Origin of the sequence: Bradyrhizobium sp. 215_C5_N1_1, from assembly GCF_052075935.1 — a bacterium.
GTDB classification, from domain to species: domain Bacteria; phylum Pseudomonadota; class Alphaproteobacteria; order Rhizobiales; family Xanthobacteraceae; genus Bradyrhizobium; species Bradyrhizobium barranii.
Map to the genome: position 1 here is coordinate 3,636,033 of NZ_CP197228.1, position 23,751 is coordinate 3,659,783.

Below are 23,751 nucleotides of genomic sequence, written 5' to 3' on the forward strand. Positions count from 1 at the left end.
TAACCCACCCTACGGGTCAGCCCTTCACACAATGCGCGATCAGCCTTTCCACGAAGCCTGCGCATTTCTCCAGCTCCGCCATCGCCACGAACTCGTCGGGCGTATGCGCTTGCGCGATCGCGCCGGGGCCGATCACCACCGACGGGATATCCGCCATGCTGGCGAACAGGCTCGCCTCGGTGCCGAAGGCGACCTTGGCGTGGTCGTTGCGGCCGGCGAGGCTTTTTGCCAGTGTGACGATGGCGGCGTCGGCCGCCGTGTCGAGCGCGGGATAATCAAGGATCTCCTCGAAATCGATGCCGCACTCCGGATGTCTCGCCTTCATCTCCGGCCCGAGCTCGGCCCTGGCCCAGGCGACGATCGCATCCGTCACCTCGCGCGACTCGGTGATGCCGATGCCGCGGCATTCGAAATCCACCGTGCAGGTATCGGGCACGATGTTCAGCGCGGCGCCGCCATGCACGATGCTGGTGAGCAGCGTCGAATGCGGAACGTCGTAGAGGCTGTCATTCGATCGCGCGGCCGCAAGCTTCACGGCACGGCGACGGATTTCGGTGATCAGCTCGGCCGCGTATTCGATCGCGTTGACGCCGTCGGGCGCGATCGAGGAGTGGCGGGCGAGACCACGGAATGTCGCGCGCACGCCGTGCTTGCCCTTGTGGCCGATGATGACCTTCATCTCGGTCGGCTCGCCGATGAAGGCGCCGAGCGGCTTGATCTTCTTCTTCGCGACCTCGCGCAGCATCGGCCGCACGCCGACGCAGCCGATCTCCTCGTCATAGGAGATGGCGAGATGGATCGGCGTCGTCAGCTTCGCTTCCAGCATCTCCGGCACCATGGCGAGGCACACCGCGACAAAACCCTTCATGTCGGTGGTGCCGCGGCCGTAGAGCTTGCCGTCGCGCTCGACCAGCTTGAACGGATCGTGGCTCCAGTCCTGGCCCACGACCGGCACGACGTCTGTGTGTCCCGACAGCACGAGGCCTGGACGGTCCTCCGGTCCGATGGTGACCCAGAGCGAGGCCTTCTGGCCGGTGTCGTCGACGATGCGCTCGCCCTTGACACCGAGGAAAGCGAGATAGCTCTCGATATGGGCAATCAAGGGCAGATTGGTGCGGTCGCTGACGGTGTCGAAGCCGACGAGGTCGGCGAGGAGGTTGCGAATGCGATCGGGTCGTGAACTCGGGAAAATCGGGTTGGGCATTGTCTCGTTCATGAGATGGAGGATGGCTTCGCCGCCTGCACGAAACATACCAACGGAGTGGCGGTTCGGGCAAATCGGATCGCGAAGGGTGCTTTCGCTGAACCTCAGCCGAGCGCGGAGAGATCTTTCGGCAGCATTCGCTTGAACAGCTCGAGCGTACGCCGCGCCTCCGCCGGCGGCAAGGCGATGGCGTGACGAACCGCGGCGGCGATCTGGATCATCGCCAGTTGCGAGAAGGAGGTGAGGGCGGCGGCGGGCTGTTTCGGCGCGACGCGCTTGAGCGCCTCGCGCAAGAGGCCGGCGAGAAAGGCCACATCCTCCTCGTCGATCTTCTGCAAGCTTCGGTCGGCTTGCGTCGCCTGCCAGATGTGATGCATCACGGGATGCTCGCGGAACATCTGGTCATAGCCGTCGGTGATGCGGCACAGAGCAGCGTGCAGGTCGGATAGCTTCTTCATCTCGGCGAGGTCGCGCTGGACGCATTCGCGGCCGATGACATTGCACCGCTCGGCGAGCGTCCCGATCACCGTGCTCTTGTCCGGAAAATATTGATAGAGCGAGCCGAACGCGATGCCGGTGCGCTCGACGATGTCGCTCATCCGGAAGGCGTCGCTGCCTTTCTCGGTGAGAATCTCGGCCGCAGCGGTCAGGATGCGGTCGAAGCGTTCGCGGCTTCGCTCCTGCGTCGGCACCAGCGGCGTGCGTCGCGCGGCCGCGTGCGTCGTCTTGTCCGTCCTGCTTTTCCGTTCCGGCATCCTGGTTCCCGCCATCCGCGCTTGACGTCACAAATAAGAGAGTTTATCGCATTTATCAAATACGAGAGTTTATCGTATTATAGGGAGCTGCGGCATGTGGCAGGGTTTCACGACCGGACTGCTCTGGTTTTCGGCGATCGGCTGCGGCCTCATGGCCGGAATCTATTTCGCCTTCTCGACCTTCATCATGGCCGCGTTCGGCCGGCTCGGCCAGGCGGCCGGCATCGCGGCGATGAACGCGATCAATGTCGACATCGTGCGCTCGCTGTTCATGCCGCTGTTTCTCGGCACGACGGTAGCAGGCGCGGCGCTGGTGGTGATGGGTACGTTGCGCGTCAGCGAGCCGGGGGCAGTGAGCATGATCGCCGGCGGCGGCCTCTATGTCATCGGGATGTTCGTGGTGACGATGGTGTTCAACGTCCCGCTCAACAACGCGCTCGCCGCGTTGCAGCCGTCCGCGCCGGAGGCTGGCGCGGTGTGGGCGGCGTATCTGAAGGACTGGACGTTCTGGAACCACGTGCGGACGGTTGCGTCGGTGGTCGCGAGCGGGTTGTTTGTCGCAGCGCTGGCTTCGTAGGCCAAATCGGCATCGTAGCCCGGATGGAGCGAAGCGAAATCCGGGGCCACTATGTCCGGGGGGCGCAAACCCCGGATTACGCTTCGCTCCATCCGGGCTACAAGATCTCCAGTCTACAAGACCTTGCGTTGCCCGTCGGGCAAAACACTCAAACTCTCGGTCAATGTGTACTCGCCAAAATATTCCACTTTACCGAAATTCGGAAACGGCGTATCTGTTGCCGCAACCCGGCCCAAGGAAGAGGGGCGTATCGCGATCGTCACGAACGCGGGCCGGGCGGCGGTGGACGCAGGTCACATCGGCACGAAAAGCTTCGCAGGGCGGGCGACCGTGAGCGAAGACCTCGCGCCAACGACAGATGTGATCGGCGTACGGCCAAATCGTGTCGTCCTGGCGCCCGGGGTCTGTGCGCCAAGTCTTGCGGTGATGTGGCAGCCCGACCGGGCATGCGCATCAGCCATCAGCAACGGCGACGGGGGCAATAGTGCATCGCTCCCCGGGGAGAGCACGACATAAGCCGTTCCAACCACTGCGCAGGGAAGGCCGGGATGCTCCGGTTGCCCTGTTACCCGCTGTGCATTGTAGCGCAAACTACTCATGGCATAGCGGACAATGGGAGCCAGCCGGCTCCCGGCCTTCCCTGCGCCCTCTTTCAATTGGGGGTGAGGCGACCAAGCAAAGCTCGGGCGAAGCAAGCCGCGAGGATGCGAGGGTGTGTCCGCAATGAAGATGCGTATGATGAAGCGGCCGTGTCCCCCCACACTCCGTCATTGCGAGGAGCTCTTGCGACGAAGCAATCCAGACTGCCTCCGCAGAGGGATTCTGGATTGCTTCGCTGCGCTCGCAATGACGATGTTGAGGCAGTTGCGCGCCAAAACTCCGGTCTCGCATCCCGGACGCAGCGCGTCCGGGATGCGAGAGAGCGCGTGCTAAACCGGCTTGCCCGTATACGGCATCGACGCCGTCAAACCACCGTCAACCGGGAACGCCTGGCCGTTGACATACGATGCTTCGTCGCTGGCCAGGAACAGCCCCATCGCCGCGAGCTCGTGCGGCTGGCCGGGGCGCTTCAACGGATTGAGCTGGCCGATCTTGTTCTGGGTGCCGCGCTCCTTGGCGCGGTCGAAGATCGGTTTGGTCATGCCGGTCTCGATCAGGCCCGGGCAGACCGCGTTGATGCGCACGCCGGTGCCGGTGAGCGAATACGCCGTGGTCTGCACCAGGCTGATCACGCCGGCCTTGCTCGCCGCATAGGGATGTCCGCTGGCGCCGGCCTTGAGGCCCGCGACGGACGCCGTGAGCACGATCGCGCCGGATTGCTGCTTCACCATGTGCGGCATCGAATGCTTCACCGCGAGGAACGGGCCGATCAGGTTGACGCGCAGCACCTCCTGCCACTGTTCCACGGTCTGCTCGCCGAGCGGCACGAGCCCGCCGGAGACGCCGGCATTGGCCCAGATCACGTCGAGCCGGCCATGCGTCTTCACCGCCTTGTCGATGACGGCCATGACGTCCTTTTCGGAGCCCGCGTCGGCCACCATGGCTTCCGCGACACCGCCGGCCTTCTTCACCTCGTCGACGGTCTCCTTCACCGCCTCGGTGCGGTCAACCGCGATCAGCTTGGCGCCTTCCCTGGTGAAGAGGAGTGCGGCGGCGCGGCCGATGCCGCTGCCGGCGCCGGTGATGATGACGGATTTGCCTTGCAGACGGCCCATGCGTTTCTCCCTTTGGTATGCTGCGCGACGCTTGCCGCGCAACGGAATTTCAAACAAGATTTCAAACGGTAAAGTGTCTTGAGACACGTTCACACCTGACGTACAGCGACATCACACGGGATGGAAGAGTTTCGATGACAGGCACAGACAAGCCCAAAGTGGTCACGACGCGGTGGTGGTGGGTCCGTCATGCGCCGGTGCGCAATGACGGCGGCAACATTTACGGCCAGAGCGATCTCGCCTGCGACACCAGCGACACCTACGTGTTCAACGCTGTTGCCAAGGTGCTGCCACGCAAGGCGGTTTGGTATTCGAGCAATCTGATGCGCACCCACCAGACCGCGGAAGCGATCTGGGCGGCCGGCTTCCCAAGGCCCGCATCGATGAAATGGGAAGCAGACCTGGCCGAACAGAATCTCGGACGCTGGCAGGGCATGAACCGCGCCCAGTTCATCGCCAGCCGCCCCGTCGGCTCGAGCTGGTTCGCCGACATCAACGAGCCCGCGCCCGGCGGCGAAAGCTTCATGGATCTCTACAACCGCACGCGCCGCACCGTCGAGCGGATCAACAACGAGGCGGCCGGGCAGGATGTGATCGCGGTCGCGCATGGCGGCACCATCAAGGCGGCGATCGGCCTCGCACTCGACGGCCAGGTAGAGCGGGCCCTGTCGTTCGACATCGACAATGTGTCGATCACGCGGCTCGATTATTTCTCAAGCCCCGAACGCTCGGTCTGGCGACTGCCGATGGTCAACCAGCAGCCGTGGATCGCTGATGACGCGCACGCCGAGATGCATCAGCTGGCGGGGCCGGAAGTCAAGAAGCTCGCCTGATACCGTTGGCCGCGCGCGCGGACACGGCGTAAGCTTCAAGTCAATCAAACCATAATCTGGGAGGAAACCATGACCTTGTTCGACATGAAGGGGAAAGTCGCCGTCATCACCGGCTCGACGCGCGGTATCGGGCTGGCGATCGCCGAGCGCATGGCCGAGCACGGCGCCAAGGTCGTGATCTCCTCGCGCAAGGCCGATGTCTGCGACCAGGTTGCGAAGGGCATCAACGACAAGTTCGGCAACGGCACGGCGGTCGCGATCGCCGCCAACATCTCGTCGAAGGAAAATCTGCAAAACCTCATCGATGAGAGCAACCGCGCCTTCGGCAAGATCGACGTGCTGGTCTGCAACGCCGCGTCGAACCCGTATTACGGCCCGCTCGCCGGCATCTCCGACGATCAGTTCCGGAAGATCCTCGACAACAACATCGTCGCCAACAACTGGCTGATCTCGATGGTGGTGCCGCAGATGATCGAGCGCAAGGACGGCTCGGTGATCATCGTCTCCTCGATCGGCGGCCTGAAGGGCTCGACCATCCTCGGCGCCTACGCGATTTCCAAGGCCGCCGACATGCAGCTCGCGCGCAACCTCGCCTGCGAGTACGGCAAGCACAACATCCGCGTGAACTGCATCGCGCCCGGCCTGATCAAGACCGATTTTGCCAAGGCACTGTGGGACAATCCGGAGAATTTGAAGGCCTCGACCTCGCGCTCGCCGCTGCTGCGCATCGGCATCCCCGACGAGATCGCCGGCGCCGCGGTGTTCCTGGGTTCGAAGGCCGGCGACTTCATGACCGGCCAGACCATGGTGATCGACGGCGGCGCGACGATTAGTTGATGGTCTTGTGTCCCGGACGCGGTGCAGCGTGAAACGCTGCTCCGCAGAGCCGGGACCCAGAAGGCGGCGTTCGAGATCGCGGAGGCATGGGCCCCGGCTCTGCGACGCACCGCTACGCGCTGCATCGCGTCCGGTGCACGAGAGCGGACCTCAATCCACCGCCGCGTAAACCAGGTCCCGCACCAGCGTCCGCGTGTGGTCGCGCTGCCCCGGTCCCTGCGACATAAACACGACGAATAGATCCTCCTTCGGGTCGATCCAGAAGAACGTTCCCGCAATGCCGCTCCAGAAATACTGGCCGACGCTGCCGGGGAACGGCGCGATGCCGGCCTCGCGGCGCACGGCGAAGCCGAGGCCGAAGCCGTGGCCCGGCGACAGCAGTGTGCCGTTGGTCACAACGTGCGGTCCGAGGTGATCGGATGCCATCAGCTCCAGCGTCTTGCGGCCGATGATCCTGTTGCCGTCGAGCGTGCCGCCGTTGCGCAGCATCAGCGCGAAGCGGGCATAGTCCATCGTGGTCGAGACCAGGCCGCCGCCGCCGGACTCCATCACCGGCTGCTCGAGCATGTTGAACAGCGCGACCTTGTCGCCGGTCCAGGGATCGGCTTCGAACGGCTGAGCGAGCCGGCCGGCATTGGCTTCGCTGGTGGAGAAGGCGGTTTCAGTCATCTGCAGCGGCGCGAGGATGCGCTCGGTGAGGAACGCGCCGAGCGACTTGCCGCTGACGACCTCGATGATGCGGCCGAGGATGTCGGTGGAGCGGCTGTAGTTGAACTCGTCGCCGGGATGGCAGACCAGCGGGAAGCTTGCCACCAGCGCGGCATGCTCGGCATTGGTGATCTTGCGGCTGCGGACGCGGGACTCCTGGTAGAGCTTGTGCACGGGGCCGTCGCCCTGGTGCTCATAAGTGAGACCAGAGGTGTGGCGGAGCAGGTCCTGCACCGTCATCGGCCGCCGGGGCGGAACCAGTTCCAGCTTGCCGCCGCTGACCACGCCGACCTTCTGGTTGGCGAACTCCGGAATGAACTTGGCGACGGGATCGGCGAGCAGGAGGTGGCCATCCTCGACTAGTGCCATGATCCCGACCGAGACGATCGGCTTGGTCATCGAGAAGATCCGGAAGATCGAATCAAGCGCCATCGGCGCGGCCCCCACCGGGCTCTGCTTGCCGAGCGCCTCGAACCAGCCGACCTGGCCGCGCCGGGCCACCAGCACGGTCACCCCGGGAATGGTTCCCTTGTCGATCTCGCGTTTGAAGGCGTCCGACATCGCCTGCAGGCGAGGGCGCGACAGGCCCAGCGTTTCCGGCCTGGCCTCGGGCAAAGGCGGGGTTTTCGGCGCGGTGGCGGCTTGGGCGGCGGCTGTGGCAGTCATGTTCACTCCCGGGGGCACATTATTATCGGGAATGAACTGTGGCCCAGAAGGCGCGGCACAAACAAGCGAAGCCAGCGCGCTTCACCCTTGCAATCCGGCCGTCCCCTGTGCTTGAAAGCGCCCCTGATCCGCGTGGCGACGCGAGGGTCCGTAGGAGTGTAGCTCAATTGGTAGAGCACCGGTCTCCAAAACCGGGGGTCGCAGGTTCGAGCCCTGCCACTCCTGCCAGCTAATCCCGGACAATCAGGATCGACAGGCAGGATGGCGGCGGGCCGACAAGCTCGGACCGTGGATCATGCGGACCGGGTAAGCCCTTGATCCGGATCGGCTCCGCTGGCCTCGGCCGCGCGTGTCCCGGCCAGCCCACACCTTGACCTTTGGCCCCATCCGCAGTATCTACCCCGCACTCGCAGCCGGCCCGTTAAACGCGGATTTCCGGCGCGGCTTTGAAATCCCCGAACAATCGAGCCCGGTTTCCCGGCTCATCCTTCAAGACAGAGGGCTGGGCCAACGGCGGCTGTTCGGATCCCTGAAATTCATTCGCGTCTGTCGACGGACGTTGGACATCAAACGATGGCAGTCAGCCCGTTCAAGTTTTTGCAGGAAGTGCGCTCGGAGACCGCCAAGGTCACCTGGCCGACCCGTCGTGAGACCACGATCACCACCATCATGGTGTTCGTGATGGTCGCCGTGGCCTCGATCTTCTTCTTCGCCGCCGACCAGATCATCCGTTACCTCATCACCTTCCTTTTGGGCATTCACTGATGGCAACAGCCGCTGCAACCCAATCGACCGACAAGCGCTGGTACATCGTCCACGCCTACTCGAACTTCGAGAAGAAGGTCGCCGAATCGATCCGCGAGCAGGCCAAGCAGCGCGGGCTCGAGGAGCTGTTCGAGCTGGTGCTGGTTCCGACCGAGAAGGTCACGGAAGTGCGCCGCGGCCGCAAGATCGACGCCGAGCGCAAGTTCTTCCCGGGCTACGTGCTGGTGAAGATGAAGCTGACCGACGAGGCGTTTCATCTGATCAAGAACACCCCGAAGGTCACGGGCTTCCTCGGCGCCGAGAACAAGCCGATGCCGATCTCGGAAGCCGAGGCCATGCGCATCCTGCACCAGGTGCAGGAGGGCGTGGAACGGCCGAAGGCGTCGGTGTCGTTCGAGATCGGCGAGAACGTGCGCGTGGCCGATGGCCCGTTCGCCTCGTTCTCGGGTGTGGTCGAGGAAATCGACGAGGCGCGCTCGCGCGTGAAGGTCGCGGTGTCGATCTTCGGCCGCGCCACGCCGGTCGAACTGGAATTCGGTCAGGTCGAGAAGGTCTGATCGATTGAGGCGTGAGGCTTCGGTCTCACGCTAGCAAGAGGCCGTGGGAGGGAGAGGGCGGTTGCCAGCCGCATCCGACCCAGACCACGAACCTGAAACCGCTGGCCCTGCCGGCACAACAGGAGTGATACATGGCAAAGAAAGTGACCGGATACCTGAAGCTTCAGGTCCCGGCCGGTGCGGCGAATCCTTCGCCCCCGATCGGTCCCGCGCTTGGTCAGCGCGGTCTCAACATCATGGAGTTCTGCAAGGCGTTCAACGCCCAGACCCAGAAGGAAGAGAAGAACACCCCGATTCCCGTCGTGATCACGATCTACGCCGATCGTTCGTTCACGTTCGAGATGAAGACGCCCCCGATGTCCTTCTTCCTCAAGCAGGCCGCCAAGATCCAGTCCGGCTCGAAGGCGCCGGGCCGCGACAAGGCCGGCAAGGTGACCAAGGCGCAGGTGCGCGAGATCGCCGAGAAGAAGATGAAGGATCTCAATTGCGACTCCATCGAGTCGGCCATGAAGATGGTCGAGGGCTCTGCCCGTTCGATGGGTCTGGAAGTGGCGGGGTAAGCGGTCATGGCAATCGGAAAGCGTTTGAACAAAGCCCGCGAAGGTGTTGACCGCGAAAAGCTTTACCCGCTCGCGGACGCCATCAAGATGGTCAAGGAACGCGCCAAGGCGAAGTTCGACGAGACCATCGAGGTCGCGATCAATCTCGGCGTCGATCCGCGTCACGCCGACCAGATGGTCCGCGGCGTCGTGACCCTGCCGAACGGCACCGGCCGTACGCTCCGCGTCGGCGTGTTCGCCCGCGGCGCCAAGGCTGACGAAGCCAAGGCTGCTGGTGCCGACGTCGTCGGTGCCGAGGACCTGGTCGAGAAGGTGCAGAACGGCTCGATCGATTTCGACCGCTGCATCGCCACCCCCGACATGATGCCGCTGGTCGGCCGTCTCGGTAAGGTGCTCGGCCCGCGCGGCCTGATGCCGAACCCGAAGATCGGCACCGTGACCATGGACGTCACCGGTGCGGTGAAGGGTGCCAAGGGCGGCTCGGTCGAGTTCCGCGTCGAGAAGGCCGGCATTTTGCAGGCCGGCGTCGGCAAGGCCTCGTTCTCCGAGGAGAAGCTGGTCGAGAACATCAAGGCCCTGGCCGATGCTGTCTCGAAGGCGAAGCCGGCTGGCTCCAAGGGCACTTACATCCAGCGCGTTGCGGTGTCCTCGACGATGGGCCCCGGCGTGAAGGTCGAGCCGGGCACCATTCTCGGTTAAGGCTTGCCTCGGCTGAGGTTTGGAAATTGCATGAGGCGAGGGGCGGAATTGGGCAACCGATTCCGCCCCTCGTCGTTTGTGGCGTTCATCGGAAGCAAGAACCCGGAAACAAGAAAAAATGGCTGACAAGGTCCTGATCTACTCGCGCTTCCCGAAGACGATGATGGCGCGTTTCGCCGAGCGGTTCGAACTGCTCGACACCGGCGGCAAGCCGGCGCGCGAGGTGTTTTCGGCCGATGAGCTCGGCGGCATCCGCGCGATGCTCACCGCCGGCGGCTCGCCGCTCGGGGCTGAGGCGATGGACCTGTTCCCAAAACTCGGCGCCATTGTCTGCTACGGCACCGGCTATGACGGCGTCGACCTGCAGGCGGCCGTTGCGCGCAACATCGCGGTCGGCCACAGCCCCGGCGCCAATGCGGCTTCCGTCGCCGACATCGCGATGACCCTGATGCTGGCGACGACGCGGCGGATCCTGGTCGCCGACCAATATGTCCGCAGCGGCGATTGGGCCGGCTCAAAGCAGTCGCCGATGATGCGGCCGCAGGCCGGCATGCCCGGCCGCCGTATCGGCGTCTACGGCATGGGCGAGATCGGCCGCAAGATCGCGGCGCGCTGCGCCGCCTTCGAGAGCGAGGTCGGCTATTTCAGCCGCACCAAATACGATCTGCCCTATCAATATTTCCCGACGCTGGAGGCGCTCGCCGACTGGTGCAGCGTGCTGATGATCGCGGTCCGGGCAGGGGCCGAGACCCAGCACGTCGTCAACGCCGATATCCTCAAGCGACTCGGGGAGCACGGCTACGTCGTCAACATCTCCCGCGGCTCGGTGATCGACGAGAAGGCCCTGGTCGCTGCGCTCTCCGACAAGACCATCGCTGGCGCAGGCCTCGACGTCTACGAGAAGGAACCGCACGCCCCCGACGCGCTGACCGCGCTCCCCAACGTCGTGTTCGCCCCGCATATCGGCGGCCACACCCTCGAATCACACGTCGCCATGCAGAACTGCGTGCTGGCGAACCTGACGGCATTCTTCGCGGGCAAGCCGCTGCCATACGGGGTCAAATCGGCCTGAATCGGCCCTTGTCGGGCCGTCTCAAGCCCTGCCGCCAGTCGATTGGAACTGGTGTGAATTTTGCTCTTGGCAAGCGGGCTCCGAGCGGTTAAAGAACCGCTTCCGGACGTGCCGGCCTCGGCTGGCGCGTTCGTGCACGCATTCCGAAAACCCGACAAGACAGGAGATCATTCCTTTTCAGGACGTCCGTGAGGATTTGCCCGAAAAGGAAGGAAAACCCGTCGGTTGGTGGAGTGCGGGCAGGGGTCGGGCGGTTCGCCGGCTGACCTTGTCCTGTCCAAGACTGCAGGCGCCCGCGGGAAATTTCGATTTCTCAACGGCTTAATCGCATGGCCTGCATAGACGGGTGAAGACCGGATTTCACTTCGCGCCCAGCTTTAACGGCTGGCTTGCGAAACGGGTCTGGTTCGGACCTCGACACGCCGTGGGCCTTAAGGGCTCCCGGAGGGCAGGCTTTGAATTGTCGTCTCGCCCGGCGCGTGTCCAAGGGGTTTTGGCCCCGAGGTTCAGGTTTTGGGTGGGACGATGGGTGCAACCCGGCGGTCCCGCTTCTTGCGATGACCGCCAACCGGAAAGAGCTTGCTGTGGAACGAGCGGCAAAAAAGGAAGCGGTCGAACAGCTCAATGGGGTCTTCAAGACCACGAGCGTCGCGGTCGTTGCTCAATATTCCGGCCTGACCGTTGCCCAGATGCAGAAGCTGCGTATGCAGATGAAGCAGGCTGGCGCCTCGGTGAAGGTCTCGAAGAACCGTCTCGCCAAAATTGCTCTTGAAGGCACTGACGTCGTTGCCATCGGCCCCATGCTGAAGGGACCGACCGTGATCGCCACTTCGGACGATCCGGTAGCGGCGCCGAAGGTCGCCGTCGAATTCGCCAAGACGAACGAAAAGTTCGTCATCATTGGCGGCTCGATGGGAAAGACCGTCCTGAATGTCGACAGCGTGAAGGCACTTGCCTCGCTGCCGTCGCTTGATGAACTGCGCGCCAAGATCGTCGGCCTTCTTGTGGCCCCGGCGACCAAGATCGCTCAGCTCGCCAATGCGCCCGCGGGCAAGCTCGCGCGCGTAATCCAGGCTCATGCCTCAAAGGGCGAAGCGGCCTGACGCCCTTCGCAAAACTCAAACCCGAACCAGACATACACTCAAGGAAACTGAACAATGGCTGACTTGCAGAAGATCGTTGACGACCTCTCGAGCCTCACCGTGCTCGAAGCTGCCGAACTCGCGAAGCTCCTCGAAGAGAAGTGGGGCGTTTCGGCTGCCGCGGCTGTCGCCGTGGCCGGCCCGGCTGGTGGTGGCGCTGCCGCCGCTCCGGCCGAAGAGAAGACCGAGTTCACGGTCGTTCTTGCCGCCGCCGGCGACAAGAAGATCGAGGTCATCAAGGAAGTCCGCGCCATCACCGGCCTGGGCCTGAAGGAAGCAAAGGACCTCGTCGAGGGCGCGCCGAAGCCTGTCAAGGAAGGCGTGAACAAGGACGAAGCCGAGAAGATCAAGGTCCAGCTCGAGAAGGCTGGCGCGAAGGTCGAGCTCAAGTAAGCAACGCTTACTGGCCGGATCCCGGGGCGCGCATCATGCGAGGCCCGGGATCCTGGTCCATCCCCAAAAGGGGCGGGCCAGATGCAAAAGACGTGCGACGGAACGCTCCGACGCAGGCCGAACACGAAAAAGTGTTGGGATTTGAAGGTTAACCCCTCGAATCTCGACTATTGTCGCCCCATATCGGTTCGACAGCACGAAAGCGCGGTGGGCAGGGATGCCGGATTCCCTGTAAGCCGTTGGGAGAGCAGGCTATTTCGGGCTTTTGCAGTCCGTGAAGACAATCGTTGTGACGGGCGGGCGTGCCTATGCGCCCCGCGCGTCGTTTTGCGTTTTGAAGGTCTGAAGAACAGATTCAGGACATGACGGCCTGAAACTGGATTTTTGGTCCCCAAGGCGGGTTCGAAAAATTCAACCCGGGGAGCGGTGGCAACCGCGTCCTGGACGGCGCGCCCGGAGCGGGCGACGAAATGAGAGGCCACGATGGCGCAGCAGACATTCACCGGTCGCAAACGCGTTCGCAAGTTCTTCGGACACATCAAGGAAGTCGCCGAGATGCCGAACCTCATCGAGGTTCAGAAGGCGTCCTATGACCAGTTCCTGATGGTCGACGAACCCGTGGGCGGGCGTCTCGACGAGGGCCTGCAGGCGGTGTTCCGCTCGGTGTTCCCGATCTCCGACTTCTCGGGCACCTCGATGCTGGAATTCGTCCGCTACGAGTTCGAACAGCCGAAATATGACGTCGACGAGTGCCGCCAGCGCGGCATGACCTTCGCGGCACCCCTCAAGGTGACGCTGCGCCTCATCGTGTTCGATATCGACGAGGAAACCGGTGCGAAGTCGGTGAAGGACATCAAGGAGCAGGACGTCTACATGGGCGACATCCCGCTCATGACGATGAACGGCACCTTCATCGTCAACGGCACCGAGCGCGTCATCGTCTCGCAGATGCACCGTTCGCCCGGCGTGTTCTTCGACCACGACAAGGGCAAGACCCATTCCTCGGGCAAGCTGCTGTTCGCCGCCCGCGTCATCCCGTATCGCGGCTCCTGGCTCGACATCGAGTTCGATGCCAAGGACATCGTCTATGCGCGTATCGACCGTCGCCGCAAGATTCCGGTGACGTCGCTGATGTTCGCGCTCGGCCTCGACGGCGAGGCGATCCTGTCCACGTTCTACAAGAAGATTCTCTACAAGCGGACCAAGGAAGGCTGGCGCGTTCCGTTCGACGCCAACCGTTTCCGCGGCTACTCGACCATCAACGACCTGATCGACGCCGACACCGGCAAGGTCGTGCTCGAGGCCGGCAAGAAGCTCACCGTGCGCGGTGCGCGTCAGATGCAGGAGAAGGGCCTGAAGGCGCTGCGGCTGTCCGATGAGGAGCTCGTCGGCAACTATCTCGCCGAGGACCTCGTCAACCCGAAGACCGGTGAGATCCACGCGGAAGCCGGTGAAGAGATCACCGACAAGTCGATGAAGGCCCTCAACGAGCAGGGCTACAAGGAGCTGCCGCTGCTCGACATCGACCACGTCAATGTCGGCGCCTACATCCGCAACACGCTCTCGGCCGACAAGAACATGACGCGTGAGGACGCGCTGTTCGACATCTACCGCGTGATGCGTCCGGGCGAGCCGCCGACGCTGGATTCGGCGCAGGCGATGTTCCAGTCGCTGTTCTTCGACGCCGAGCGCTACGACCTGTCCGCGGTCGGCCGCGTCAAGATGAACATGCGCCTCGACCTCGATGCGCCCGACACCCAGCGTACGCTGCGCAAGGAAGACATCCTCTCCGTCATCAAGACGCTGGTGGATTTGCGCGACGGCAAGGGCGAGATCGACGACATCGATCATCTCGGCAACCGCCGTGTGCGCTCGGTCGGCGAGCTCATGGAGAACCAGTACCGCATCGGCCTGCTGCGCATGGAGCGCGCGATCAAGGAGCGCATGTCCTCGGTCGACATCGACACGGTCATGCCGCAGGACCTGATCAACGCGAAGCCGGCGGCTGCCGCCGTGCGCGAGTTCTTCGGCTCCTCACAGCTCTCGCAGTTCATGGACCAGACCAACCCGCTGTCGGAGATCACCCACAAGCGCCGCCTGTCGGCGCTTGGACCGGGCGGTCTGACCCGCGAGCGCGCCGGCTTCGAGGTGCGCGACGTGCATCCGACGCATTACGGCCGCATCTGCCCGATCGAGACGCCGGAAGGTCCGAACATCGGCCTGATCAACTCGCTCGCGACCTTCGCGCGCGTGAACAAGTACGGCTTCGTCGAGACGCCGTACCGCAAGGTCAAGGACGGTCGCGTCACCGACGAGGTCGTGTACCTCTCGGCGATGGAAGAGGGCCGCTACACGGTCGCGCAGGCCAACGTGCCGCTCGACCCGAAGGGCCGCTTCACCGAGGATCTCGTGGTCTGCCGTCACGCCGGCGAAGTCTTGCCGGTGACGCCGGACAAGGTCGACTACATGGACGTGTCGCCGAAGCAGCTCGTTTCGGTCGCCGCGGCGCTGATCCCGTTCCTCGAGAACGACGACGCCAACCGCGCGCTGATGGGCTCGAACATGCAGCGCCAGGCGGTGCCGCTGGTTCGTGCCGAGGCGCCGTTCGTCGGCACCGGCATGGAAGGCGTGGTTGCGCGTGACTCGGGTGCCGCGATCGCGGCGCGCCGGTCGGGCGTGATCGACCAGATCGACGCGACCCGCGTCGTCATCCGCGCCACGGAAGATCTCGATCCGACCAAGTCGGGCGTCGATATCTACCGTCTGATGAAGTACCAGCGCTCCAACCAGTCGACCTGCATCAACCAGCGTCCGCTGGTGAAGGTCGGCGACATCGTCAAGAAGGGCGACATCATCGCCGACGGTCCGTCGACCGATCTCGGTGAGCTCGCGCTCGGCCGCAACGTGCTGGTCGCGTTCATGCCGTGGAACGGCTACAACTTCGAAGACTCGATCCTGCTCTCCGAGCGGATCGTGAAGGAAGACGTCTTCACCTCGATCCACATCGAGGAGTTCGAGGTGATGGCCCGCGACACCAAGCTCGGCCCTGAGGAAATCACCCGCGACATTCCGAACGTCTCGGAAGAAGCGCTGAAGAACCTCGACGAAGCCGGTATCGTCTACATCGGCGCGGAAGTGCGCGCCGGCGACATCCTGGTCGGCAAGATCACGCCGAAGGGCGAAAGCCCGATGACGCCGGAAGAAAAGCTTCTGCGCGCCATCTTCGGCGAAAAGGCCTCCGACGTTCGCGACACCTCGCTGCGCGTTCCTCCGGGCGTGCAGGGCACGATCGTGGAAGTGCGCGTGTTCAACCGTCACGGCGTCGACAAGGACGAGCGTGCGCTGGCGATCGAGCGGGAAGAGATCGAGCGTCTGGCCAAGGACCGCGACGACGAGCAGGCGATCCTGGACCGCAACGTCTACAACCGTCTTGCCGAGCTCCTCGAGGGACGGCAGGGCATTGCGGGCCCGAAGGGCTTCAAGAAGGACACCAAGATCACCCGTGCGGTGCTCGAGGAGTACCCGAAGTCGCAGTGGTGGCTGTTCGCTTCGCCGAACGACAAGCTGATGGCCGAGATCGAGGCCATGCGGAAGCAGTACGACGAGTCGAAGAAGGGGCTGGAACAGCGCTTCCTCGACAAGGTCGAGAAGCTTCAGCGCGGTGACGAACTGCCGCCCGGCGTGATGAAGATGGTCAAGGTCTTCGTCGCGGTGAAGCGCAAGATCCAGCCCGGCGACAAGATGGCCGGCCGCCACGGGAACAAGGGCGTGGTGTCGAAGATCGTGCCGATCGAGGACATGCCGTTCCTCGAAGACGGTACGCATGCCGACATCGTGCTCAATCCGCTCGGCGTGCCCTCGCGCATGAACGTCGGACAGATCCTCGAGACCCATCTCGGCTGGGCTTGCGCCGGCCTCGGCAAGCGTATCGGCCAGACGGTCGATGCCTATCTGTCGAAGCAGGACATCAAGCCGCTGAAGGAAACCTTGAAGAAGGTCTACGGCGAGGACGAGACGATCAAGTCGCTCAACGACAACGAGTTGATCGAGCTTGGTCACAATCTGAGCCGCGGCGTGCCGATCGCGACGCCGGTGTTCGACGGCGCCAAGGAAGCCGACATCGAGGAGATGCTGAAGCTTGCCGGTCTCGACGCTTCGGGTCAGTCGACCGTCTATGACGGCCGTACCGGCGATGCCTTCGATCGCAAGGTGACGGTGGGCTACATCTACATGCTCAAGCTGCACCATCTCGTGGACGACAAGATCCACGCGCGTTCGATCGGTCCGTACTCGCTCGTCACCCAGCAGCCGCTGGGCGGCAAGGCGCAGTTCGGTGGCCAGCGCTTCGGCGAAATGGAAGTGTGGGCGCTCGAGGCTTACGGCGCGGCGTACACGCTCCAGGAGATGCTGACGGTCAAGTCGGACGACGTCGCCGGCCGTACCAAGGTGTACGAGGCGATCGTCCGCGGCGACGACACGTTCGAGGCCGGTATTCCGGAATCGTTTAACGTGCTGGTCAAGGAAATGCGCTCGCTCGGCCTCAACGTCGACCTGCACAACTCCAAGGTGGGACCGGCGCCGACGTCGGAAGCAGCCGAGTAATACGACCTTTCATGCCCGGCCTTCACGGCCGGGCATCGGCGCCCCTCCCGAGGCCTTGAGGGCAGGGCGCCCCGATTGAGTGATTTTCGAATTTGCGGCCGTAGGCGACCGGCACGCGAGGAGAAGACGATGAACCAAGAAATTATGAATCTCTTCAACCCGACGACTCCGGCTCAGGTCTTCGACCAGATCCGGATTTCGATCGCGTCTCCTGAGAAGATTCTGTCCTGGTCCTACGGCGAGATCAAGAAGCCGGAGACCATCAACTACCGTACCTTCAAGCCCGAGCGCGACGGCCTGTTCTGCGCCCGCATCTTCGGGCCGATCAAGGACTACGAGTGCTTGTGCGGCAAGTACAAGCGCATGAAGTACAAGGGCATCATCTGCGAGAAGTGCTCGGTCGAGGTCACGCTGTCGCGCGTCCGGCGCGAGCGCATGGGCCATATCGAGCTCGCAGCCCCCGTCGCGCACATCTGGTTCCTGAAGTCGCTGCCCTCGCGCATCGGCCTTCTGCTGGACATGACGCTGAAGGATCTCGAGCGGATCCTCTATTTCGAATATTACGTCGTGCTCGAGCCGGGTCTCACCGCGCTGAAGGACCGTCAGCTCTTGTCGGAAGACGAGTATCTGAAGGCACAGGACGAGTACGGCCAGGATTCCTTCACCGCCATGATCGGCGCGGAAGCGATCCGCGAGCTGCTCAAGGGCATGGACCTCGAGAAGCTCGAAGCCACCTTGCGCCTCGAGATGCAGGAGACCGACTCCGACATCAAGCACAAGAAGCTCGCCAAGCGCCTGAAGATCGTGGAAGCGTTCCGCCACTCCGGCAACAAGCCGGAATGGATGATCATGACCGTGGTTCCGGTGATCCCGCCGGACCTGCGTCCGCTGGTGCCGCTGGACGGCGGCCGCTTCGCGACCTCGGACCTCAACGACCTCTACCGCCGCGTCATCAACCGCAACAACCGCTTGAAGCGGCTGATGGAGCTGCGCGCGCCGGACATCATCATCCGCAACGAGAAGCGCATGCTTCAGGAAGCGGTCGATGCGCTGTTCGACAACGGCCGCCGCGGCCGCGTCATCACGGGCGCCAACAAGCGTCCGCTGAAGTCGCTCGCCGACATGCTCAAGGGCAAGCAGGGTCGCTTCCGTCAGAACCTGCTCGGCAAGCGCGTCGACTATTCGGGCCGTTCGGTGATCGTGGTCGGTCCCGAGCTGCGCCTGCATCAGTGCGGCCTGCCGAAGAAGATGGCGCTCGAGCTGTTCAAGCCGTTCATCTACTCGCGGCTTGACGCCAAGGGCCTGTCCACCACCGTGAAGCAGGCGAAGAAGCTGGTCGAGAAGGAGCGGCCCGAGGTCTGGGACATCCTGGACGAGGTCATCCGCGAGCATCCGGTGCTGCTCAACCGCGCACCGACGCTGCATCGTCTCGGCATCCAGGCGTTCGAGCCCGTGCTGATCGAGGGCAAGGCGATCCAGCTGCATCCGCTGGTCTGCGCCGCGTTCAACGCCGACTTCGACGGCGACCAGATGGCCGTGCACGTTCCGCTGTCGCTCGAGGCGCAGCTGGAAGCGCGCGTCCTGATGATGTCGACCAACAACATCCTGCATCCGGCGAACGGCCAGCCGATCATCGTGCCGTCGCAGGACATCGTGCTCGGTCTCTACTACGTCTCGATCATGCGTGAAGGCCTGCCCGGCGAGGGCAAGATCTTCGGCGACATGGCCGAGCTCGAGCACGCGCTGCACGCGAAGGTCATCCACCTCCACACCAAGATCAAGTATCGGTGGCAGGGCATGGACGAGACCGGCAAGGTCTCGACGCGCTGGATCGAGACCACCGCGGGTCGCGTCATGCTCGGCAACCTGCTGCCGAAGAACCCGCGGATTTCGTACGAGATCATCAACAAGCTGATGACCAAGCGCGAAATCTCGGGCGTGATCGACCAAGTCTACCGTCACTGCGGCCAGAAGGAGACTGTGATCTTCTGCGACCGCATCATGGCGCTCGGCTTCTACAACGCGTTCAAGGCCGGCATCTCGTTCGGCAAGGACGACATGGTCGTGCCGCACTCCAAGTGGAAGATCGTCGACACCACCCGTACGCTGGCGAAGGATTTCGAGCAGCAGTACAACGACGGTCTGATCACCCATGGCGAGAAGTACAACAAGGTCGTCGACGCCTGGTCGAAGGCCACGGAAGAAATCGCCAAGGCGATGATGAAGGAGATCTCCTCGACCAAGAAGACGGCGAGCGGGGCGGATGCCGACATCAACTCGATCTACATGATGGCTCACTCCGGTGCCCGCGGTTCGCCGGCCCAGATGCGCCAGCTCGCCGGCATGCGCGGCCTGATGGCCAAGCCGTCGGGTGAGATCATCGAGACGCCGATCATCTCGAACTTCAAGGAAGGCCTCTCGGTGCTCGAGTACTTCAACTCGACCCACGGTGCCCGTAAGGGCCTCGCGGACACCGCGTTGAAGACCGCGAACTCGGGCTACCTGACCCGTCGTCTCGTCGACGTGGCGCAGGACTGCATCATCACGCAGAACGACTGCGGCACCAAGCTCGGCATCAAGATGCGCGCCATCGTCGATGCCGGCACCGTGGTTGCCTCGCTCGGCTCGCGCATCCTCGGCCGTACGGCCTGCGAAGACGTGCGTGACAGCTCGGGCAAGGTGATCATCAAGCGCGGTACGCTGATGGAAGAGAGCCATCTGGATGCCATCCACCAGGGTGGCGTGCAGGAGGTGAAGATCCGCTCGGCACTGACCTGCGAGCTCGTCAACGGCATCTGCGGCATGTGCTACGGCCGCGACCTCGCCCGCGGCACGCCGGTCAACCACGGTGAAGCCGTCGGCGTCATCGCGGCGCAGTCGATCGGCGAGCCCGGCACCCAGCTGACCATGCGCACCTTCCACATCGGTGGTGCGGCGCAGCTCAACGAGCAGTCGTTCGTCGAATCCAACTTCGACGGCAAGATCGTGATCCGGAACAAGGCCATCGCCCGCAACAGCGAAGGTCACCTGGTCGCGATGGTCCGCAACATGGTGATCGCGATCGTCGATGCCGACGGCACCGAGCGTGCGACGCACCGTATCCAGTACGGTTCGCGCCTGCACGTCGACGAGGGCGACACCGTCAAGCGCGGCCAGCGCATCGTCGAGTGGGATCCCTACACCCGTCCGCTGCTCACCGAAGTCGAAGGTACCATCGGCTTCGAGGATCTGGTCGAGGGGCAGTCGATCTCGGAAACGCTCGACGAGGCCACCGGTATCGCCAAGCGCGTGGTCATCGACTGGCGCTCGACCCGCGGCGGCGCGGACCTCCGTCCGGCCATCGTGGTCAAGGGCAAGGACGGCAAGGTGCTCAAGCTCGCCCGTGGCGGCGATGCCCGCTACATGCTGTCGGTCGACGCCATTCTCTCGGTCGACGTCGGAGCCAAGGTCAATACGGGCGACATCCTCGCCCGTGTCTCGACCGAAAGCGCCAAGACGCGTGACATCACCGGCGGTCTGCCGCGGGTGGCGGAACTGTTCGAGGCACGGCGTCCGAAGGATGCGGCGATCATCGCCGAAATCTCGGGCACCATCCGGTTCGGACGCGACTACAAGAACAAGCGTCGCATCTCGATCGAGCCGATGGACAAGACCGACGAGGCACGCGAGTACCTGATCCCGAAGGGCAAGCACATCCACCTTCAGGACGGCGACGTCGTCGAAAAGGGCGACTTCATCGTCGAAGGCAACCCGGCGCCGCACGACATCCTGGCGGTCAAGGGCATCGAGGAGCTCGCGGCCTATCTGGTCAACGAGATCCAGGAGGTCTACCGGCTCCAGGGCGTGCTCATCAACGACAAGCACATCGAGGTGATTGTCCGTCAGATGCTCCAGAAGGTGGAAGTCACCGACCAGGGCGACACGGACATGATCTCCGGCGAGCAGGTCGACAAGATCGAGTTCGACGCGCTCAACGAGAAGGCGAAGGAAGAGGGCAAGAAGATCGCTACGGGAACGCCGGTTCTGCTCGGCATCACCAAGGCGAGCCTTCAGACCCGCTCCTTCTTCTCGGCGGCCTCGTTCCAGGAGACCACCCGCGTCCTCACGGAAGCGGCGGTCAACGGCAAGGTCGATCCGCTCGAAGGCCTCAAGGAGAACGTCATCGTCGGCCGGTTGATCCCGGCGGGCACCGGCGCCTCCATGGCCAAGATCCGCGAAGTCGCGATGAAGCGCGACAAGCTGATCCTGGACGAGCGCGAGAAGCAGGCGGCCGTCGTGTCGCCCGCGCCGGAAGCGGAGCTTCCTGCGCTGCCTCCTGCGGAATAATGCTTCATCCGTAGGAATACCGAGGACAATGAAAAGGCCGGCGCAAGCCGGCCTTTTTGCTGCTTTGTTTGCCTGTTGCGGTGCAGGATCAACCTTTGTTCATCTTTCCTTCAGGCGCAAAAGCGCTTCTGCTAAGGGAAGTTAGACCGGTGGTCCCGTGACGGGGGCAGGGCCGGAGACCACGGAACTCATATGCTTGATCTCGCAATCGTAGGCGGCGGCCCCGGCGGGCTGATGAGCGCCTGGTACTTGAAGCGTAAGCTCGGCGACCTCTGCCGCATCACCATCTACGAGGCCTCCGACCGGCTCGGCGGCAAGATCGTCACGCGCAAATTCGATTCCGCGCCGGCGATGTACGAGGCCGGCGTTGCCGAGATCTACGACTACTCGATGACGGGTCCCGATCCGCTGCGCGAGCTGATCCAGCATTTCGGACTTCAGACCATTCCGATGGACGCCGAGCAGGTGCAGTTCGGCGGCGAGCTCCTCAACGACGTCGCGGGCATGCGCCGCAAATACGGCGCCAAGACTGCGGCTGCGATCGAGGCGTTCCGGAACCGCTGCGCCGAGGCGATGACGCCGATCGAATATTACGAGGGCGTCGGCGCGCACGACAACGAGAATCCCTGGGCCTACAAGACCGCCGAGCAGGTGCTCGACGAGGAAGTCGAGGACGAAACCGCAAAGCGTTTCTTCAAGGTGATGGCGCGCTCCGACATCGCGACCGAAAGCCACAACACCAACGGGCTCAACGCGCTCAAGAACTACCTGATGGATGTCGACGGCTATATCGGCCTCTATTCCATACAGAACGGCAACGAGCAGCTGATCGAGTGCCTGCAGTCGGAGGTCAACGCCGACATCCAACTCAATCACCGCGTGCTCACCGTCGGCAAGGCGCCGACCGGCCGCTACCAGCTGAAGATGATGAACGGCAAGGGGCCGGAGACGCGCGACTTCGACCTCGTGCTGGTCTGCCTGCCGCATTCGTGGCTCGCGACGATGGGCTGGGAAGGCGAGCAGCTCCGCAAGTCGATGGTCAAGCACGTCTCGTATTTCGATCGTCCCGCGCACTATCTGCGCGTCTCGATCCTGTTCGACACGCAGTTCTGGGGCGAGAAGATTTCTGGCGCCTGGTTCATGTCGGAAGCCTTCGGCGGCTGCTGCGTCTACAACGAGGGCGCGCGCCATGACGTTGGCAAGCACGGCGTGCTGAACTGGCTGATTCCCGGCTCCGACGCGCTGGCCTTCGCCAATTTGTCGGATCAGGAGCTGATCGACGCCGCACTGAAATCGCTGCCCGCCTCGCTCGGCGATGCGCGTTCGCATTTCGTGGAAGGCAAGATCCACCGCTGGCTGTCGTCGGTGAACGCCATCCCCGGCGGTCTGCCCGTGCGCGACGTCATGACCAATCACCGGCCGGAGCCGAAGGAGCATCCCGGCATCGTGGTGGTCGGCGATTATCTGTTCGACTCCACGCTGAACGGTCTGCTCGACTCCTCGGACGCGGCGACCGACATCATCCTGACCGAGATGATGCGCCTGCGCCGCGAGCGCGGACAGGAGGAGGGCGAGCCGGTCTCGGACAAGATCGACCGCGACTATTTCGAGAACTATCGCGGCCTCGGTCCCTACAGCGAAGCTTGGCGCCACTTCACCGATCCCGATTATCTCACCAAGCTGATCGGCATCGTCTGGGGCAAGGCCAAGGGCGCCAAGCTGCTGGTCGCGGGCTCGGCCAGCGGCGAATTGGTCGGCGCGCTGCGCGATCGCGGCATCGATGCCTTCGGCATCGAGAACAACCGCGCCATCCACGCCAGGACGCCGAAGGCGCTGAAGAAGTACAACAAGCTCGGCTCGATCACCGACATGCCGTTCAAGGACGGCGCCTTCGACTTCGTGTTCGAGACCAGCCTCTGCCATGTTTCCCCGAAGCAGGTGGTCCGCGCGATCCGCGAACTGAACCGCGTGGTCAAGACCGGCCTCGTGTTCGGCTCGATCACCTCGGACATGGCTTCAGTGGTGATCGACCGCTACGACCTGCTGCGCGGCGTCAAGAAGCTCGGCACCTGGTGGGAATGGTCCGAGCTGTTCTTCGGCAACGGCTTTGACCTGTCGATGCATCGCAAGGACTGCACCGACGCGCTCTGGGAGGCGACGCTTGCCGCCAACAAGGGCCCGGGCCAGTGGTACGCCGACGCCGACAGCCTGCGTTATTCCTTCTTCGACAAGGTCGAGGATGAGGACGACGACTAGAGACAGGATCGGACCGGCGTAGCCAATTGCTTTGCCGAATTCGTCATGATCGCATAGAATCGGTGCGATAGCGGTTGCTGCTAT

17 protein-coding genes and 1 tRNA gene are annotated in these 23,751 nt (G+C 63.5%); 14 read left to right on the forward strand and 4 right to left on the reverse strand.

The window, feature by feature from the left end; translation table 11 throughout:
- Nucleotides 1-16: 16 nt before the first annotated feature.
- Nucleotides 17-1,204: an acetylornithine deacetylase gene (gene argE, locus AB7G19_RS17370; RefSeq protein ID WP_283016884.1), complete on the reverse strand. Its 1,188-nt coding sequence runs from the start codon at nt 1,202-1,204 to the stop codon at nt 17-19.
- Between the two features lie 104 nt (nt 1,205-1,308).
- Entirely contained in the window at nt 1,309-1,959 is a 651-nt protein-coding gene (locus AB7G19_RS17375; protein WP_063982565.1) for a TetR/AcrR family transcriptional regulator, read from the reverse strand.
- Nucleotides 1,960-2,053: 94 nt separating this feature from the next.
- Between AB7G19_RS17375 and AB7G19_RS17380 the strand changes: the two genes are divergently transcribed.
- Nucleotides 2,054-2,536 (forward strand): anthrone oxygenase family protein, encoded by a 483-nt coding sequence (locus AB7G19_RS17380; protein ID WP_063982566.1) that lies wholly within the window; start codon nt 2,054-2,056, stop codon nt 2,534-2,536.
- Between the two features lie 929 nt (nt 2,537-3,465).
- Here AB7G19_RS17380 and AB7G19_RS17385 read toward each other — a convergent pair.
- On the reverse strand, nt 3,466-4,251 hold the full coding sequence (locus AB7G19_RS17385; protein ID WP_283016859.1) for an SDR family NAD(P)-dependent oxidoreductase: 786 nt from the start codon (nt 4,249-4,251) through the stop codon (nt 3,466-3,468).
- A gap of 134 nt (nt 4,252-4,385) precedes the next feature.
- On the opposite strand from AB7G19_RS17385, the gene AB7G19_RS17390 reads away from it, so the two are divergent.
- Together AB7G19_RS17390 and AB7G19_RS17395 are read left to right on the forward strand one after the other, a co-directional pair.
- On the forward strand, nt 4,386-5,084 hold the full coding sequence (locus AB7G19_RS17390; RefSeq protein ID WP_063982567.1) for a histidine phosphatase family protein: 699 nt from the start codon (nt 4,386-4,388) through the stop codon (nt 5,082-5,084).
- 69 nt (nt 5,085-5,153) lie between these two features.
- Nucleotides 5,154-5,921: an SDR family NAD(P)-dependent oxidoreductase gene (locus AB7G19_RS17395; RefSeq protein WP_063982568.1), complete on the forward strand. Its 768-nt coding sequence runs from the start codon at nt 5,154-5,156 to the stop codon at nt 5,919-5,921.
- Between the two features lie 150 nt (nt 5,922-6,071).
- On the opposite strand, the gene AB7G19_RS17400 is transcribed toward AB7G19_RS17395, so the two are convergent.
- On the reverse strand, nt 6,072-7,295 hold the full coding sequence (locus tag AB7G19_RS17400; protein WP_283016858.1) for a serine hydrolase domain-containing protein: 1,224 nt from the start codon (nt 7,293-7,295) through the stop codon (nt 6,072-6,074).
- Between the two features lie 152 nt (nt 7,296-7,447).
- Between AB7G19_RS17400 and AB7G19_RS17405 the strand changes: the two genes are divergently transcribed.
- The 11 genes from AB7G19_RS17405 (at nt 7,448) to AB7G19_RS17455 (ending at nt 23,667) form a co-directional block, all read left to right on the forward strand.
- A tRNA-Trp gene (locus AB7G19_RS17405) sits at nt 7,448-7,523 on the forward strand.
- Between the two features lie 345 nt (nt 7,524-7,868).
- Nucleotides 7,869-8,060 carry a preprotein translocase subunit SecE gene (gene secE / locus AB7G19_RS17410; protein ID WP_007611620.1) on the forward strand — a complete coding sequence of 64 codons (192 nt, stop codon included), beginning with the start codon at nt 7,869-7,871 and terminating at the stop codon, nt 8,058-8,060.
- Nucleotides 8,060-8,617 carry a transcription termination/antitermination protein NusG gene (gene nusG, locus AB7G19_RS17415; protein WP_063982569.1) on the forward strand — a complete coding sequence of 186 codons (558 nt, stop codon included), beginning with the start codon at nt 8,060-8,062 and terminating at the stop codon, nt 8,615-8,617. The genes secE and nusG overlap by 1 nt, the downstream gene beginning before the upstream one ends.
- Before the next feature lie 131 nt (nt 8,618-8,748).
- Complete coding sequence (rplK, locus tag AB7G19_RS17420) at nt 8,749-9,177, forward strand: 50S ribosomal protein L11 (protein WP_006611824.1); 429 nt, start codon at nt 8,749-8,751, stop codon at nt 9,175-9,177.
- Nucleotides 9,178-9,183: 6 nt separating this feature from the next.
- Entirely contained in the window at nt 9,184-9,876 is a 693-nt protein-coding gene (gene rplA / locus AB7G19_RS17425; protein ID WP_014494487.1) for a 50S ribosomal protein L1, read from the forward strand.
- 118 nt (nt 9,877-9,994) lie between these two features.
- Nucleotides 9,995-10,948 (forward strand): 2-hydroxyacid dehydrogenase, encoded by a 954-nt coding sequence (locus AB7G19_RS17430; protein ID WP_354095861.1) that lies wholly within the window; start codon nt 9,995-9,997, stop codon nt 10,946-10,948.
- Between the two features lie 584 nt (nt 10,949-11,532).
- Nucleotides 11,533-12,051 (forward strand): 50S ribosomal protein L10, encoded by a 519-nt coding sequence (rplJ, locus tag AB7G19_RS17435; protein ID WP_283016856.1) that lies wholly within the window; start codon nt 11,533-11,535, stop codon nt 12,049-12,051.
- Nucleotides 12,052-12,105: 54 nt separating this feature from the next.
- Entirely contained in the window at nt 12,106-12,483 is a 378-nt protein-coding gene (gene rplL / locus AB7G19_RS17440; RefSeq protein ID WP_028152883.1) for a 50S ribosomal protein L7/L12, read from the forward strand.
- Between the two features lie 483 nt (nt 12,484-12,966).
- Nucleotides 12,967-17,085, forward strand: a complete 4,119-nt coding sequence (gene rpoB, locus AB7G19_RS17445; protein WP_085405453.1) for a DNA-directed RNA polymerase subunit beta — start codon at nt 12,967-12,969, stop codon at nt 17,083-17,085.
- Between the two features lie 129 nt (nt 17,086-17,214).
- Nucleotides 17,215-21,411 (forward strand): DNA-directed RNA polymerase subunit beta', encoded by a 4,197-nt coding sequence (gene rpoC / locus AB7G19_RS17450; RefSeq protein WP_071912831.1) that lies wholly within the window; start codon nt 17,215-17,217, stop codon nt 21,409-21,411.
- Between the two features lie 192 nt (nt 21,412-21,603).
- The gene (locus AB7G19_RS17455; protein ID WP_354095860.1) at nt 21,604-23,667 is read left to right on the forward strand and encodes an FAD-dependent oxidoreductase; all 2,064 of its coding nucleotides are present in this window, start codon (nt 21,604-21,606) and stop codon (nt 23,665-23,667) included.
- Nucleotides 23,668-23,751 lie beyond the last annotated feature (84 nt).